This window comes from Pedobacter sp. KBW06, from assembly GCF_003852525.1.
Lineage (GTDB): Bacteria > Bacteroidota > Bacteroidia > Sphingobacteriales > Sphingobacteriaceae > Pedobacter.
In genome coordinates this window covers 557189-573051 of record NZ_QAJL01000005.1, presented here as the reverse complement: position 1 = coordinate 573051, position 15863 = coordinate 557189, and the positions used below count along the sequence as shown (strand labels likewise).

The following is a 15863-nucleotide window of genomic DNA, read 5'->3' as shown; positions in this document are numbered from 1 at the left end:
GACTGCCCCCTAAAGTGTATGACCTATCAGGAGCAGTCCATGCAGCATAGCACCGCTTTTTTCAAAGTTTGAATGCTTAATTCACTCCGCCTTTGCGGGTTGCTTTCACTGGTTGCGGCCAGCTTCCAGGCTCGCCGGTTCTTGCATTTATAGGTAATACGCTTTTTTCTTTAGAAGTAGTTTCCGGATCTTCGCTGGCCATATAAGCTAAAATCGCCGTTAAAATGGCATTGCTTCTGACATCATCAAATACAATCTTATCATAAGTGTCCCTGTTGGTGTGCCAGGTATATGTTCCGTACGACCAGCTGTTTGAACTCAAAGAGAAGGCAGGGGCACCTGCTGCTACAAATGAAGCGTAATCAGAGCCACCAGCACCCGGAGTACCAGGGAAGGTAGTTGCGATTTGTTTTTTAATGTCTTCTGGTACCATAGATAACCAGCGTCCCAGGTAAGCATAAGCGTTTAAAAATCCTTGTCCGCCGAGGTTAACTACGCGCCCTGTTCCATTGTCCTGATTAAATACCACCTGGATATTTTTAACAATTTCAGGATGATCTTCGACAAAGGCCCTTGATCCGTTCAATCCTTGCTCTTCGCTGCCCCAATGGCCCACCAGAATTGTTCTTTTGGGATTAGGATAGATCTTTTTCAGGATACGGATGGCTTCCATCATGGTAATTGTTCCTGTACCATTATCTGTAGCTCCTGTACCACCGTCCCAGGAATCAAAATGTGCAGAAAGGATCACATACTCATTTGGTTTCTCTGAACCTTTGATCTCGGCAATGGTGTTAAAAGCAGGCACCATTCCAAGTTCTTTAGAACCCACATTCACACTGATCTTAGGTTTATTTCCTGATTCGGTTAGCCTGTACAACAATCCATAATCTTCCAGTGAAATGTCTATAGAAGGGATTTTTGTGGTATTGGCACCAAAAATCTTATTGACGCCGAATCCTGAAGACCAGTTGCTTGTCACTACCCCTAAAGCACCTGCGCTTTCAAAGGCCAGGGCCAATGCTTTTAAGTTTAGTCCTGTTTTACTAATTCTGGAACGCCATGCATCGGTCTGTTTCGTTCTGCTGCTTTTCATCTTTTCAAAAGATTCAGGGGTAGCGAATTCCTGCCAGTTATAATCCGGCCGGCCGGTAGGCTGGTTCATGGAAAACATCACGAACTTTCCTTTAACACTAGGTAGCCAGCTTCTAAAAGAGACAGAATCGGGGAGGTCCGGATAAATCACCATTTCTCCAACCACTTCTTTTCCTTTTGTAGAAGGGCTCCAGGCCAGTTGTGTGCCTTCGAGCGATTTTATTCTCGGGTAAACCATATCAATATGAGAAATTCCTCTTTCCCATCCCCGCCATTCGCCCCATTGTTCCTTCTTTGCAGTAATTCCCCAGGTCGCATATTTGGCTACTGCCCAGTCGCTCGCTTGTTTCATCTGCGGAGTGCCTACCAATCGCGGACCTACTACATCAAGCAGCTCATGGGCAAGGTTTTCCAATTGTGAATTTTCTGTTGCTTCTTTGATGATCTTGTCAACTGTTTCCTTTTTTGATTGGGCATAGCTAACATTTGCGCTGACCAGCATGGCCATAAAAAAGATCCTTGTGCCGCGTTTCAATAAGGCAAAGGAAGTGGTGGTTTGTTTGGTATTCATTAATTAATGCGTTTAGATGATGAAAAAATAGATACCGAAAGATAGCGATAAATGCTTCTACTCCGTCAAAAAGGAACAAAGTTGATACAATGGAGTAATTCTAAAACTACAAAAGGCTATCTTCGCCAAAAAAAGATAAATGCTGGAAATTGTATATCAGGACGACCATCTCATTGCCATCAATAAGCCTCACGGATTATTGGTTCACCGATCTTCTATTGCCAACGATGCAAAAGAGTTTGCATTACAGCTGCTTAGGGATCAGGTAAACAGACATGTGAGTCCGGTACACCGCCTGGACCGGAAAACCGGAGGCCTGCTGCTCTTTGCTTTTGAGAAAGATGTAGAGATCGCCATGCACCAGCAATTTCAAAACGGGGAAGTGCAGAAGAAATACCTGGCCGTACTCAGGGGATATGCGCCCGACAATGGAGAGATTGATTATCCACTGGCCAAGGAAAACGGAACCATGCAGGAAGCTTTTACGGCCTATGTTACTTTAAAACGTGCAGAACTGGACGTTGCTTTCGGCAAACACCCCACTTCCCGGTATTCGCTTGTGGAAGCAACGCCGACCACGGGAAGAATGCACCAGCTACGCCGGCATTTTGCACATATCTTTTATCCGATCATCGGCGACCGTAAACATGGATGTAACAAACAGAATAAGTTTTTCAAAGAAGAATGGGAAATGACAACGATGTTGCTGCATGCTTCTGAACTGATCTTTACTCATCCGGTAACGAAAGAACAGATCCAGCTTAAAGCCGGGGTTCAGGATGAGTTTCAAAGAACGATGGACCTGATGGGCTGGTCGCTTTAACCTCTAATTATTGACCATTAAAATTTAAGAAATTGTATTCTAAGGAACAGGCTTCGCAACTAAAACAGGCTTTTTGGACAGCCTTCGGACAATATATCGCTCCACATCTTTCTGCGGAAGGGCTAAGAACCAACTGGGTAAACTATAAAACCGGGATCAAAAACCTGCACTTTAAAATGAAGGCAGATAAGAAATCGGCCTCTGTTGCGATAGAAATGTCTCATCCGGACCCGGGAATTCAGGAGCTCATGTTTGAACAATTTCTGGAGTTTAAAAATATCCTGAATGCCAGTCTGAATGAAGAATGGGAATGGCAGCTGCACGAGCTGGATGAAAACCACAGGACCGTCAGCAGAATTGTGAAGACTTTACCCGGAGTCAGCATTTTTAAGCAGGAAGACTGGCCGGAGCTGATCTCCTTCTTTAAGCCCAGAATAATAGCATTGGACGACTTCTGGTCGGATGCCAAAGATAGCTTTGATACTTTTAAATAAGAGCTGAGGCCCTCTTTTCCGGAGCTACCTGTTTCCAGGTATTTTGCAGCGGACCTGATCATTCTGTTTTAATTATTTTTTATCTTGTTCCATGACAAGATTCTTTTATCTGCTAATTGTCCTTGGAATCCTTGCCACAGGCATCAAGGCGCAGCAACCTGCCAAAAAAATTTCTCTCGTTGATAGCCTGAAACGCATGCTGGAACAGAAAATTCCGGACAGCCTCCGGGCAAAGGTATACTTTCTTTTATCAGAACAGTTGGTATATGCCGATACCTTAAAAAGCAGTACCTATCTGGAACAGGGACGGAAGCTCATTAAAAATGATGCCTTTTTGCAAGCGATTTATTATTACTATGCCGCAACAGTGGAATCGCGAACGGATATCAATAAAAGTGAAGCCAATTATAAAAGGGCACATGCGCTGATTGCTCCGTTTAAAACAAAACAAGCGTATCTGCTCCTTGCAAAATCATGGCATAATTACGGTGTAATCCAGCAGATGAAAGACAATTACAGGGGGATGGCTGATGCTTTATTAAATAAGGCGATTCCATACGCCCGAAAATCTGGTGATACGGCTTATCTGGGTATCAATTATATGGATCTTGCTCTGGTCTTTAAGAACAACAAACAGTTCGATAAAGCACAGGTATATATCGATTCGACATTGCGGATTATGGAAAAAGTAAAACGATGGAAAAATTATAGAATTGTGGTTTACAATACTGCTGCCGAAAACTATACTTATCTAAAACAATACACTTTTGCAAAACGGATGTTAGATAGCGCAGTTTTTTTGCTGTCCCCAACTCCGGAAGCACCTTTTTATCTGGATTATTATTATGCAGAGGGTTTGTACCTCGATCATACCAAACAATATGATAAAGCGGTGGTAAGTCTTGATAAAGGGCTTACTCTGGCCTCAAAACTTAAAGACAGAATGAATGAGCAACGGCTGCTGATGGAAAAACTCCATGCCTTGCAAAGCCAGAGGAAATTTGACAAGGCACTTTCTGTGGCTAACTATGTGTTAAAACAGAAAGACATGCTGTCTCTTAGTGAGGACCGGGTACTCTTTTATACAGACCTTGCAGAAACCTACGCTGGATTGGGAAATATGGCATCGGCTTATCAATGGATGAAAAAAGTATATCAGCTGGGGGATAGCATTAATGGCAGTAAAATCCAAAAAGATGTCCATGAGCTGGAGATCAAATATAAAAAAGCAGAGAACCAGCGGGAAATTGGCGCCCTTAAAGCCACGAATGAAAAAGCCGCCTTGTCTGTTAAAAACAACAGGCTCATCGCCTGGCTGCTGGGATCTGTTGCGATATTCCTATTGGCAATTACGTTTTTCGGACTCCTGTATTTCAGGAACAATAAAAAGCTGACCAAACAGAAAGAGATCAATTACCGGCAACAGCTCAAAGAACTGGAGCAGGAGCAGCAGTTAACGATTACCAATGCCATGCTGGAAGGCGAGGAACGTGAGCGTCAAAGGGTAGGGCGCGACCTTCATGATGGCCTTGGAGGAACACTGGCGGGGATAAAGATCAACCTGTCGGATGTGGTTGCCAATACTTCTGCGCTGGGAAAAGATACAGAGCTGGGTAAGATCATTGCCCAGCTGGACAGTTCCGTAAACGACCTGCGGAGCATCGCCAGAAATCTGATGCCCGAGACCTTATTGAAATTCGGACTGCAAACAGCGCTGAAAGACCTTTGCGAAACCTTCAACAACAGCAGTCTTAAGATCACACTTCAGTTATTTGACATACAGGAAAGTATGGAGGTCTCGGTGAAGATCAATATCTACCGGATCATTCAGGAGATCCTGAGCAATACCGTCCGCCATTCCGGGGCATCCCAGCTGCTGCTGCAATGCAGTCAGAATGAAAGCGTTTTTCTGATTACAGCGGAAGACAATGGAAGGGGATTTGACGCAAGCGCTGCCGGCAATACGAAAGGCATAGGGCTGAGCAACATCAGAAACCGGGTTGCCCTGCTCCATGGAAAGCTAGACCTGAATACTGCAGTCAACGAAGGTACTTCTATAAATATCGAACTTAAAGTCTAGGAGTTACCGCTGAAAAACCTTCGCTGTTGAACCGATATTGGGAATTGTAGTATATTTGGCAAAAACCGGAGCAGAGGTTCCTAAAATAATCAGGTGTGAAGAATAACCATCCCCAGCTTAGAACTGTCAACGTCATCAGATATGTCACCCCCTTACGTGAAGGAGGATCAATGCCTGCCATTGCAGAAGCTGATGACGAATTTTTATATGTACTTAAGTTTCGTGGCGCAGGTCAGGGACTCCGTGCACTTATTGCCGAGTTAATTGGTGGTGAAGTTGCCCGCTTACTGGGATTACGCATTCCGGAGCTGGTATTTGCAAATCTGGAAAAAGACTTTGGAAGGATAGAACCTGATGAAGAAATTCAAGACTTACTAAGGTCCAGTGTAGGCCTGAACCTAGCTTTACACTACCTTTCAGGAGCAATTACCTTTGATCCGCTGGTAAACAGTGTAGATGAAAGAACAGCTTCTCAGATTGTATGGCTGGATGCGTTTTTAACCAATATGGACCGTACAGCCCGCAATACGAATATGTTGATCTGGCATAAGGAATTATGGCTGATTGATCATGGTGCGGCCTTATATTTCCACCACTCAATGGACAACTGGGAGGAACAGGCAGTAAGACCTTTTTCACTGATTAAAGACCATGTATTGTTGAGCAAGGCAACGCAACTGGAACAGGTAGATGCAGAGTTCAGGGCAATTCTTACCAGTGAACGCATTCGCGCCATTGTTTCGCTGATTCCCGACGACTGGCTTTCGGGTGACAACATCTTCGAAAGCATTGAAGCACATCGTGAGGTATACTCCCGGTTTTTAGAGTTACGAATCGCAAAATCAGAAATATTTGTAAAAGAAGCGCAGAATGCAAGAGAAACACTTATTTGAGTACGCTGTAATCCGCGTCGTACCAAGGGTAGAACGGGAAGAATTTCTGAATGTGGGCATCATACTGTATTGTGCCAAACAAAAGTTTTTAAAGGTCTTATTTGAAACAAACGAAGCAAAGCTAAATGCCTTTTGTGCTAAACTCGACTGTCAGGAGCTTCAGGATCACCTGCGTTCCTTCGAGCTGATCAGTAAAGGAGGGAAAGCAGGAGGTACAATCGGGGCATTGGACATGGCTTCCAGGTTCCGCTGGCTGACTGCCACACGCAGTACAATAGTCCAAACCTCTAAAACGCATCCTGGGTTTTGCATTGATGCACAGGAGACACTGGAAAAACTGTACACTCAACTGGTGCTTTAAGCGCTAAGAACCAAAGATACACCGCAGGATGATTCCCAGCAGGCTGAATATGCCGAAAGAAATCAGCAAAAGGTGATAAGGTTTGATCTGGTTCATCTTTCTGATAAGTGCTCTTTTCTTTTGAAATTGACTGATACTCATATCTTTGTTTTTTGTAGTTTTAGATCACCCTGCCAAAAACAAGCCAGAGCACTGCATTTTAGTTATAACAGTTAGATTGTCAGTGTATTAGCGCTTTGTTTCTGATCAGAATCAAAAAAAAATACCCTTTCATTGTGGAATGGTATTTTCTGATTTGAATGGGGTAAACAGATTTCAGCGCTGAAGAATATATGAACGGTTTAAGTCAAATGCGGGAACTGATCTCCTCTTTTACCCGGTTAAAAGAAGAGGAATGGCAGCAGTTTTCTAAAGTGCTGCTGCAAAAATCTTTTCCAAAAGGAAGTTATCTCTGTAAGGAAGGACAGGTAGAACACTATATTTTTTTCCTCGTTAGCGGGGCCACACGCAATTACTTCTTAAAAGACGGAAAGGAGTTTACCGTCGACTTTCAATTTGAAGGAGATCTGGTGACTGCTTATTATTCTTTCATTACCCGGCGGCCCTCCATGATCGCCATTCAGGCCGTTGCAGACATTGAAGCAATATTGATCCCTTACCAGTTGCTTCAGGATTTCTATCAGCAATCCCATTCCGGAGAGCGGATCGGGCGACTGATTGCCGAATTTCAATATAAAAAGAGATTGGAAAGAGAAATGGACCTGCTCTCCATCACTGCAGAAGACCGTTATCGGCAGCTTATGGACCGAAACCCGGAGCTGGTCAGAAATACTTCTGTCAAGCACCTGTCTACCTATCTCGGCATCCAGCCGGAGAGCCTCAGCAGGATTCGGAAATTGTATTCCGGAAACTAACATAAGTCATTTTTTGCCGTTTAAACTTGTGCGAATTTTGTGAGGTAAATCAAACACTATGAAAGTATTACTCGTATTATTTGTCAGTTTTCTGCTCAGCTTATTGGGCTATAAATCGGTAACCGGTTCCTGGAATCTTATGATGTCCGGAAGCATCTCCCTTTGTATCATGATGTGTTTTGCTGCCAGCGGGCATTTTGCCTTTACCAAAGGCATGGAAATGATGATTCCGAAGTTTATCCCTTTTAAAAAAGCGATCGTCATTGGAACAGGAGTTATGGAGGTTATTGCCGGACTTGGATTGTGGTTTGATCAGAGCAGGTCTGCCGCTGCCATATTTCTCATGGCCTTTTTTATATTGATTTTACCCGCCAATATTTATGCGGCCATCCATCATATCGATCTTCAGAAAGGCGATTTCAATGGCCCGGGAATGAGGTACCTCTGGTTTAGGATTCCAATGCAATTGCTATTGATCGGCTGGGCATGGTATTTCGGCGTTTGGCTGATGGCTTAGCTATGAATGCCCATTGCATATAAAATGATGTTTACACCAAATTTGGTATTGTCTTCTGCCAGGAAACGTTTATTCCTGAAATCATAGTCCCATTCGCAGCCATAATCTTTATTGCTGTACAATACCCCAATCCGGCCCTGGACGGTGATGGCTTTCAGGTAATCGTGCACCAGATCGTCGCCCCAGCCATTGAGTTCGAAAGAGGTAGTGGGAGGGCCCTTCTCAAATTTGAAAAAGGAATTGTAGATCTTATGGTCATTGGGAATCTTTTTCAGTGCCTGAGCACCAAACAGATTGCTCATTTGTGTTTCAAAAGAGCGGGCAAATAAGCCATCAATATCATGGTTACAGTCGTCCACAAATACAAAACCGCCATTGTTTACATACTTTTTAAAATTAGCGCCTTCCTGCTGACTAAACTGTACCAGCTTATGGCCGCTCAGATAACAGAAAGGGTACTTAAACAGATCATTGCTACTCAATTCCACAATCTTCTCTTCCTGATCCAAAGGAATGGTGGTATACTCTAACAGGGAGTTTAGCAAATTGGAGGGCATCCGCTGATCGGTATCCCAATCTCCGGACCTGTATTTTATTCTGGCAAAAGTAAACCTCGATTGTTGCATCGTTCTAAAATAGCGTCAATTTTGATTACAATCTAGTTTTTTAAGATAGATATCTGTAATTTTTTTGATATTCTGTTTAGGAGGCAATGAAATATAAGCACAGATGCCCTATATTGAATTACAATAGCTTACCCTCTAAAAAATTATAGTTTTGGAAATTTCAGAAAGCAACCTTAAACTACTCATACATAAGATTTCGCAATTAAAGGAAGAAATTCAAAAGGTCATCGTCGGACAGGACATCATCATTGAAGAAATGCTGGTTGCCTTGCTTGCCGGTGGACATTGTTTGCTCGAAGGGGTTCCCGGACTGGCAAAAACACTGATGGTAAGGACCATGTCGCAGGCCCTGGACCTTTCTTTCAGACGAATTCAGTTTACTCCCGATCTTATGCCTACAGACATTATTGGTACCGAGATCCTGGAGGAAGACCACCAGACAGGAAAACGATTTTTTAAGTTTAACAAAGGCCCCATCTTTGCCAATATCATCCTTGCGGATGAGATCAACCGCACGCCTCCCAAGACCCAGTCGGCATTACTGGAAGCAATGCAGGAATTTGAAGTCACCTATGGCGGACAAACCTATCCCTTAGACCGTCCGTTTTTTATACTCGCTACACAGAATCCAATTGAACAGGCTGGTACCTATCCGCTTCCTGAAGCGCAGCTGGACCGTTTTTTACTCTATATTAAAATAGGCTATCCCACCGCAGCAGAAGAAACCAGGATCCTGAGCAGCACCACCGGAACGATAAAAAATAAAGTCGAACCGGTGATCGGTGCAGAAGAGATCAAACAACTTCAGGCACTTACCAGAGAAGTGAGCATCAGTGATGACCTGATTACCTATGTGTCAGATCTGATCCGGGCCACAAGGCCGGAAAGTTCTGCTGTTGCCTATGTAAAAGAATGGGTAAGGTGGGGAGCCGGGCCAAGGGCAGGGCAGGCCTTGATTCTTACCGCAAAAGCAAGGGCACTGATTCATGGCCGTTATGCCGTGGTAATGGAAGACCTGCAGACGATGGCTTACCCGGTGTTGAGGCATCGCGTACTCATGAATTTTAAAGCAGACGCAGAAAATGTAACCGCCGATATGGTGGCTGCCGAATTAATCAAAACCATTTCCAGGACTAAAGTTAACATTTAATGAGCAGGCTGCTGGACCCTAAAGTAATGATGGCCATCAAAGCCCTTTCCTTGTCGGCAAAAACGACAATTGATGGCTTTATGAGTGGCATCAACAAAAGTACTCTGAAGGGCCCGGGGCTTGAATTTAGTCAATATAGAAGTTACCAGCCCGGAGACGACCTGCGTTCCCTGGACTGGAAAATGTTTGCCCGTTCGGACCGTTATTACATCAGGGAATCGGAAATAGAAACCAATATCTCTGTGCGCCTGCTGATGGATGCCAGCGCTTCGATGAACCATCAGGACGGAGATTTTACCAAAATGGATTATGCGCGTTACCTTGCGGCTTCGCTGGCTTACCTCGGGAATTTACAGGGTGATGCGATCGGCTTATATGTATTCCAATCCGGCGGTATATTCTCTATGCTCGCGAAACAGGATTTTCAGCACCTGGCAAGATTGTTTTATCAGCTCGAACAAATTAAACCCGAAGGGGTTTTTACCCGGCCAATCCATTATAAAGAACTATACTCGGGCGTACAAAAGCGGGAACTGCTGATCTTTATCACCGATCTTTATGAAACCAATAACGAGATTTTCACCCTCCTGGATACCCTGAACACCCTCCGGCATGAAGTCGTGGTTTTTCATTTGATGTCCGGCAATGAAATAGACCTTGATTTTAAGGGGTATACTTCTTTTGAAGACCTGGAGAGCAAAAGAACCATTCAGATAGATCAGGAGAAAACAAGGAAAACCTATCAGCAAAAGCTGGAACAATACCTGGAAAGTACCCGGATGAAATTACTCGACCGGAGGATCTCTTACCGGATGATCAGAACCGACGAGCCTCTTGATCAGGCTTTGAGGGATTTTTTAAATCAAAGAAACAAATTAAAGGTCTAGTTGTGTCATTACTTTATCCCATCGGTTTATTTGCGCTTGCAGGATTGGTAATCCCCCTGATCATTCATTTATGGAATGTGAAGCAGGGGAAAACACTTAAAATCGGCAGCATTAGCCTGTTGGGAGAAGCGGCACCGCTAAGCTCCAGGAGTTACCGCATCACAGACTGGCTGTTGCTGCTGTTGAGGTTGCTGCTGATCATTTTACTCGCCTTTTTGCTGGCAGAACCTTATATGAGGGAAAATGCAGCAAAAGGAGATCAGAAAGGCTGGCTGATGATGGAGAAGCAAACCTTTTCTTTGGTATACCGGACACAGAAAAAAAGCATAGACTCCCTTCTTAAAGCAGGCTATGAATTGCGCAGGTTTGAACCCGGTTTCTCAACAATAAACCTAAACGACACTTTAACAAAGGACAGCTTAAGCCATACTGAGACAATAAGTTACTTTTCCTTACTGAGGCAATTGAACGAACGCCTGCCTGCCGGATTTCCGGTAATCCTGTACGCTGATCAGCAATTGAGTAAACTAAGCGGAGCATTGCCGGAGGTTGATTTTAATTTGCAATGGAAAGGCATTGAAAAGACAGATACGGTTCGCAACTGGACTGCTGTTTCTGCCCTTAAAATTTATGAAGCTACTTCCAGCCCATCTCTGACCAGTTATCGCAGCCTTGATACGAGCAAAGTACCGCCATTGATTTCGGTCTTGCTATTTAAAGGAGCAAATGCAGAAGACGGAAATTATGTGATGGCGGCATTAACTGCTATCGCCGATTTTACGAAACGAAGAATAGAGGTAAAGCAATGGAATGAACAATACAACAGCGACTTAAAATACGATATAGGTTTCTGGCTTTCCGATCAGCCTGTGTCAGACCGCTTCTCTAAAAATATAAACCAGGCCGGACGGCTATTCAGCTATGAAAGCGGAAAAACAGTGGCAGTTCATTCCATGATCGACCTGCAGCCCGGAAAAACGGGCAATGATGCGATCGTTGAATTGAATAAAAGGATTGCAGCCGGGACTGAACTGGGAGAAAGCATTTGGAAGGACGGTTTTGGACAGCCGGTACTTTCATTGGAAAAAGAAAAATCTCCGGAACATTATCATTTTTACAGCAGACTGAAACCTCAATGGACAACGTTGGTTTGGAGCGGGCAATTTGTAAAGGCCCTGATGCCCATTGTTCTTGGAAACGAAGAAACGGGGCAGGGTTTTGGTTTTGAAAGAAATCCTGAGGATCAGCGAAAAAGTACCCCCTTCCTGTCCCAAAAGCAAAATTCCATTCCCGCGGCAACAATTGGGAAGGAAAGCGTAACAGTGCCATTGAATCCTTTCTTCTGGCTGCTGGCAATGGCGGTTTTCCTGCTGGAAAGAGTCCTATCCTTTAACCACAAAAACAGGCTGGGCCATGGTTGAGCAGGAAGCAGGAAAAAGGATCTATCGCTGGAAAAGGCAATGGAGGATCCTCAGGGTGCTACAGCTGATAGCCCTTAGCCTTGGTTTTGCCCTGTTGATTTGTGCAGTGCTGGTCCACATGTTTCCCTTCGCAGAATGGGAAACAGTGATTTTTGTATCCCTTTTCGGGATTGCATTTGTAATCTTTAATCTGATCCATCCTTTTTGGAAGATAGATGCGCCTGGCATCGCCAGATACCTGGACAGACAATTCCCCGAACTGGAAGAGAGTACCGGGATTTTGTTAAGGCCTTCCAATGAATTATCGCTGCTGGAGCGTTTACAGCAACAGAAGATCAAAACCCTCCTTACCCGGATTCAAACACCTGCGACACCGCTAAAGAAATTAGGGCTATCGATATTGGTGATGATCACCGGCTTTGGGTTCAGCTTTATGATTTCGCATTTTAAGCTCGTAAACTACAGTCCTGAAACTTATTCCCAGGAAGCCAGGCCTGGTGTCATCAAAGAACGTGTCCCTGCTCAAATCGCTTCTTTTTCCCTGAAAATCAGTGCCCCGGCTTATACCGGTTTGCCGGAACGGAAACAGCAGCAGTTTTCAGTTAAGGCGGCAACAGGCTCCCTGCTCAAATGGGAGATCCGCACAAATGAACCTGTCAAAAAGCTAAAGCTTATTTTTAATGACCGGGAAGTGGCCAGTCTGCGTTCAGCAGACGGACTGGGGATAGCATGGAGCTTTTTAAAAGCGATTCATCAACCCGGATTTTATCAGCTGGAGCTGGATGGAAAGAAATCAGATCTTTATCAGCTGGAGCTCATTCCGGACCTGCCGGTTTCGATCAGAATTACCCAGCCTAAAGCCCATACCACGATAGACTTCGGGCAACCTCAGCGCCTCAGTCTGACGCTTCACTTAAACGATGACTATGGGATCAAAGATGCCGCCATCTCCGCCACTATGGCTAGCGGAAAAGGGGAAGGGGTTAGTTTTACCGAGAAAAAGCTCCTTTTTAATACCGCCTTTAACAACAGTAAATCAATGTCCCTCAGTAAGACCATAAACCTGAAATCCCTGGGGATGAAACCAGGTGATGAGCTCTATTTTTTTGTAAAGGCCCTGGATAATCACGGCCAGACCAGCAGGTCAGATGTATACTTTGTTTCTATTGTAGATACGGCTGAGCTCATGAGTATGGCAGGGATGACCAATGGCATTAACCTGGTACCGGAATATTTCAGAAGTCAGCGGCAGATCATTATGGATACCGAGAAACTCCTGAATGAAAAGCCGGGGATTACGGAAGAAAGTTTCAAAAACAGGAGTAATGCATTGGGAATAGACCAAAGGCTTTTACGCCTGCGCTATGGCAAATTTCTCGGAGAAGAAACGGAAACAGCGATTGGGGCAGATCACGACCATGACCACGGGGAAGGACATGTGCATGAAGAGGGGCATGCACATGAAGAGGGCCATGAGCATGAGGGAGAAGAACATCACGAAGAAAAGGAAACGAAGGCGACCCCAAAATTTGGGGATGTAAAGGCCATTATGGACAGTTATGCCCATAAACATGACATCGCTGAAGATGCTACTTTTTTTGAACCCGAATTAAAAGCACAGCTAAAGGCCGTACTTACAGAAATGTGGAGCTCCGAATTACAGCTGAGGACTTATAAAACAAGGGAGGCTTTGCCTTTTGAATATAAAGCGCTCCGATTGCTGAAAGATCTGCAGCAAAAGTCCAGGGCTTATGTGGCCAAGACTACGGTTAAAGTGGCACAGCTAAAAGAAGAAAAGCGCCTTTCCGGAGAGTTGGATAAGATAGCTCAGCCTTTACAAAAGAGCAGTTCTGAGCCTTTGGATAAAAAAACTGCCCTGTTAAAGCGGGCACTTAGCGCATTGGAAAGCAGAAAGGCGGGCGCTGCGTTTAATACGGAAGAACTCAGTTTACTTAGAGAAACCGAAAAATATATGGTCGTTGCGGCCTCAGATAACCCGGCTGTTTTCTTACCTGCATTAAAGGGATGGAGGAAACTGATGACCGGAAGCAATAGTCCGGAAAAAGAAATCGAAAAGGTCCAGGGCGCGATTGGAAAGATAATCGGACAGGAACAGGCTGTCCCGCAACTGCCTTCAGCTCCTCCGGCATCCAACCTTTACCGGAAATATTTTAATGCGCTTAAAAAAGGAGAGGGGGCAAATGGAATTTAAATACATTGCGATCGGTTTATGCCTGATCCTGGCTGCATTTCTATCGCTGAAGGAATGGCAAAGGGCAAACAAAGCCAGAAAGATCTGGAGATTGCTGGCCAGCAGTGTCGCAGTACTTTGTTTTGCCCTATTTATATTTCCGATATCTTATCAGGTGAAAAGGCCGGAACGTCCGCATGAGATTAACCTGCTCAGTACAGGAGCAATAAAAGATAGCGTTAAAAACCTGAAGGGGCGCCTGCTGACCTCGGATGCCAGGCTTTTTCAATCCTTAAAGGTGCCAAAGCTGAACCTCATCGCCGACCTTCCTTATTTTCTGAAATCCCAACCTGAAATCAACCAGTTAAATATTTATGGCTATGGCTTAAATGCCGATGAACTTCCTGCGCTGCGGGACTATCGGCTTAGTTTTCATCCTTCAGCAATACCGGAGGGCCTGATTTCTGTAAGCTGGAATTCCCGGCTGAAAAGTTCGGAAACTTTGGTGATACAGGGAATTTACAAGCAGGAAGGGACAGTTCCGGTTAAGCTTCTGCTCCAGGGTTTAGGTGAAAATCCCGACTCCCTGATCATAAAAACAAAAGGAGAAAATACATTTTCTTTAAAGGGGAGACCGAGGCAAACCGGGCAGGCGGTGTATCATTTGATCGCATTGAGGGGGAAAGATACCCTGGCAAAAGAACCTGTGCCGGTAGAAGTACAGCCGGCAATGCCGCTAAAAATACTGCTGCTTGCAGCTCATCCCGATTTTGAATATAAGTTTCTCAAAAACTGGCTTTTTGAAAAGCAATACCCGCTGATCTTCAGGAGCAGAATCAGCAAGGATAAATACAGCACGGATTTTCTCAATAAGGAAAACACCAATGTCAGCAAGATCAACGCCAGCCTGTTAAATAAAATGGACCTCCTGCTGATCGACGAGGAAGAACTGGCCGCACTTAGTGCCGAAGAGCTGACCTCCATTCGCAGGGCAGTAGATTCCGGTCTTGGACTGGTCCTCAGGATAACGGGCTTAAAAGCCACAACAGTTATCAGTAAGCCTTTTGGACGATATGAATCACCGGAGCTTAAAAACAAGACATTAACGGTTCAACTTCCGGAACAAAATCGTCCCTTCGGGCCTTTACCTTCTGAACAAGCTGTTTTCCTGAGGACAAGCGAAGGTGCTCAGCCAGTGCTGATAGAAAAGACAGGTAAGGTGCTGGTCGATAGCCGAATTAGTGGAATGGGCAAAGTAACGGCCACAGTTGTCCCTGCCACTTATCATTGGCTGCTAAATGGTCGGAAAGAGGATTATTCAGACTTTTGGTCGACCCTGCTGACCCGTACTGCTAGAAAAGCGGCATCCGAAGCGAGCTGGAGTATAGACCCTGCCATTCCGGTGCACAGAGAAAGGATCAACATAACGGTAGATCTGCAGGACCAGCAAAAAGCACCACTCATCAGCAGGAACGGGCTCCGGTTGAGCCCTTTACAAAACATAGCACTTCCCTTCCAGTGGCAGGTAAGCAGCTGGGCAACCGAACAGGGCTGGAACAAGGTTAACCTCAATGGCAGAACAGCATCTTTCTATGTTTATGGAGATCAGGACTGGAAGCAACAAAGAAACATGGCGAAGCTGAAAGCTACTTCTGCATTTGTGAAAGGACAAGAAAACATAGCCAATCCACTGGAAACAAATGTTTTGATCACAAAGAAGGTCTCGATATGGTGGTTTTTCTTCCCTTTCCTGATGGCGGTAACTTTTTTATGGTATGAAACTAAAATGTTATAAAAGTTCTTAGCCATTCCTTTTCAGAATAGGTAAATTGGGAATATT

General features: G+C 44.6%; 15 protein-coding genes. 12 read left to right on the top strand and 3 right to left on the bottom strand.

Annotated elements, in window-relative coordinates:
* Positions 1 to 76: 76 nt before the first annotated feature.
* The gene (locus DBR43_RS28560; RefSeq protein WP_199757152.1) at positions 77 to 1666 is read right to left on the bottom strand and encodes a M20/M25/M40 family metallo-hydrolase; all 1590 of its coding nucleotides are present in this window, start codon (positions 1664 to 1666) and stop codon (positions 77 to 79) included.
* A gap of 139 nt (positions 1667 to 1805) precedes the next feature.
* Here DBR43_RS28560 and DBR43_RS28555 point away from each other — a divergent pair, with 139 nt between their 5' ends.
* From DBR43_RS28555 to DBR43_RS28535, 5 genes are all read left to right on the top strand, one after another.
* Entirely contained in the window at positions 1806 to 2489 is a 684-nt protein-coding gene (locus DBR43_RS28555) for a pseudouridine synthase (protein ID WP_124586737.1), read from the top strand.
* A gap of 32 nt (positions 2490 to 2521) precedes the next feature.
* Positions 2522 to 2983 (top strand): DUF4268 domain-containing protein, encoded by a 462-nt coding sequence (locus DBR43_RS28550; protein ID WP_124586736.1) that lies wholly within the window; start codon positions 2522 to 2524, stop codon positions 2981 to 2983.
* A gap of 91 nt (positions 2984 to 3074) precedes the next feature.
* Positions 3075 to 5063: a sensor histidine kinase gene (locus tag DBR43_RS28545; protein ID WP_124586735.1), complete on the top strand. Its 1989-nt coding sequence runs from the start codon at positions 3075 to 3077 to the stop codon at positions 5061 to 5063.
* A gap of 95 nt (positions 5064 to 5158) precedes the next feature.
* Entirely contained in the window at positions 5159 to 5956 is a 798-nt protein-coding gene (locus tag DBR43_RS28540; RefSeq protein WP_124586734.1) for a HipA family kinase, read from the top strand.
* Complete coding sequence (locus tag DBR43_RS28535) at positions 5934 to 6317, top strand: DUF3037 domain-containing protein (RefSeq protein ID WP_124586733.1); 384 nt, start codon at positions 5934 to 5936, stop codon at positions 6315 to 6317. The genes DBR43_RS28540 and DBR43_RS28535 overlap by 23 nt, the downstream gene beginning before the upstream one ends.
* Before the next feature lie 3 nt (positions 6318 to 6320).
* Here DBR43_RS28535 and DBR43_RS33085 read toward each other — a convergent pair whose 3' ends face one another.
* A complete protein-coding gene (locus DBR43_RS33085) occupies positions 6321 to 6458 on the bottom strand; it encodes a hypothetical protein (RefSeq protein ID WP_158622620.1) in 138 nt (45 codons plus the stop codon).
* Between the two features lie 191 nt (positions 6459 to 6649).
* On the opposite strand from DBR43_RS33085, the gene DBR43_RS28530 reads away from it, so the two are divergent.
* Complete coding sequence (locus DBR43_RS28530; RefSeq protein WP_124586732.1) at positions 6650 to 7231, top strand: Crp/Fnr family transcriptional regulator; 582 nt, start codon at positions 6650 to 6652, stop codon at positions 7229 to 7231.
* A 58-nt stretch (positions 7232 to 7289) separates the two neighbouring features.
* The gene (locus tag DBR43_RS28525) at positions 7290 to 7748 is read left to right on the top strand and encodes a hypothetical protein (RefSeq protein WP_124586731.1); all 459 of its coding nucleotides are present in this window, start codon (positions 7290 to 7292) and stop codon (positions 7746 to 7748) included.
* Here the strand turns inward: DBR43_RS28525 and DBR43_RS28520 are convergent.
* Complete coding sequence (locus DBR43_RS28520) at positions 7745 to 8374, bottom strand: DUF4159 domain-containing protein (RefSeq protein WP_124586730.1); 630 nt, start codon at positions 8372 to 8374, stop codon at positions 7745 to 7747. The two genes, DBR43_RS28525 and DBR43_RS28520, sit on opposite strands and share 4 nt — an antisense overlap.
* A gap of 151 nt (positions 8375 to 8525) precedes the next feature.
* Here DBR43_RS28520 and DBR43_RS28515 point away from each other — a divergent pair, with 151 nt between their 5' ends.
* Genes DBR43_RS28515 through DBR43_RS28495 form a run of 5 tightly spaced genes read left to right on the top strand, consistent with a single transcriptional unit; the run spans position 8526 to position 15818 of the window.
* Entirely contained in the window at positions 8526 to 9524 is a 999-nt protein-coding gene (locus DBR43_RS28515; RefSeq protein WP_124586729.1) for an AAA family ATPase, read from the top strand.
* Positions 9524 to 10411: a DUF58 domain-containing protein gene (locus DBR43_RS28510; RefSeq protein WP_233603252.1), complete on the top strand. Its 888-nt coding sequence runs from the start codon at positions 9524 to 9526 to the stop codon at positions 10409 to 10411. The genes DBR43_RS28515 and DBR43_RS28510 overlap by 1 nt, the downstream gene beginning before the upstream one ends.
* Positions 10412 to 10413: 2 nt before the next feature.
* Complete coding sequence (locus DBR43_RS28505) at positions 10414 to 11832, top strand: BatA domain-containing protein (RefSeq protein WP_158622619.1); 1419 nt, start codon at positions 10414 to 10416, stop codon at positions 11830 to 11832.
* Positions 11825 to 14044 (top strand): hypothetical protein, encoded by a 2220-nt coding sequence (locus tag DBR43_RS28500; RefSeq protein ID WP_124586727.1) that lies wholly within the window; start codon positions 11825 to 11827, stop codon positions 14042 to 14044. Before DBR43_RS28505 ends, DBR43_RS28500 begins: the two co-directional genes overlap by 8 nt.
* Positions 14034 to 15818 (top strand): hypothetical protein, encoded by a 1785-nt coding sequence (locus DBR43_RS28495; protein WP_124586726.1) that lies wholly within the window; start codon positions 14034 to 14036, stop codon positions 15816 to 15818. The genes DBR43_RS28500 and DBR43_RS28495 overlap by 11 nt, the downstream gene beginning before the upstream one ends.
* Positions 15819 to 15863: the final 45 nt, after the last annotated feature.

What these genes read in the sequence shown, in the direction of transcription:
- DBR43_RS28560 (WP_199757152.1), bottom strand. Translation starts at nt 1,666, where the DNA reads ATGAATACCAAACAAACCACCACTTCCTTTGCCTTATTGAAACGCGGC.
- DBR43_RS28555 (WP_124586737.1), top strand. Translation starts at nt 1,806, where the DNA reads ATGCTGGAAATTGTATATCAGGACGACCATCTCATTGCCATCAATAAG.
- DBR43_RS28545 (WP_124586735.1), top strand. Translation starts at nt 3,075, where the DNA reads ATGACAAGATTCTTTTATCTGCTAATTGTCCTTGGAATCCTTGCCACA.
- DBR43_RS28535 (WP_124586733.1), top strand. Translation starts at nt 5,934, where the DNA reads ATGCAAGAGAAACACTTATTTGAGTACGCTGTAATCCGCGTCGTACCA.
- DBR43_RS33085 (WP_158622620.1), bottom strand. Translation starts at nt 6,458, where the DNA reads ATGAGTATCAGTCAATTTCAAAAGAAAAGAGCACTTATCAGAAAGATG.
- DBR43_RS28530 (WP_124586732.1), top strand. Translation starts at nt 6,650, where the DNA reads ATGAACGGTTTAAGTCAAATGCGGGAACTGATCTCCTCTTTTACCCGG.
- DBR43_RS28525 (WP_124586731.1), top strand. Translation starts at nt 7,290, where the DNA reads ATGAAAGTATTACTCGTATTATTTGTCAGTTTTCTGCTCAGCTTATTG.
- DBR43_RS28520 (WP_124586730.1), bottom strand. Translation starts at nt 8,374, where the DNA reads ATGCAACAATCGAGGTTTACTTTTGCCAGAATAAAATACAGGTCCGGA.
- DBR43_RS28510 (WP_233603252.1), top strand. Translation starts at nt 9,524, where the DNA reads ATGAGCAGGCTGCTGGACCCTAAAGTAATGATGGCCATCAAAGCCCTT.
- DBR43_RS28500 (WP_124586727.1), top strand. Translation starts at nt 11,825, where the DNA reads ATGGTTGAGCAGGAAGCAGGAAAAAGGATCTATCGCTGGAAAAGGCAA.
- DBR43_RS28495 (WP_124586726.1), top strand. Translation starts at nt 14,034, where the DNA reads ATGGAATTTAAATACATTGCGATCGGTTTATGCCTGATCCTGGCTGCA.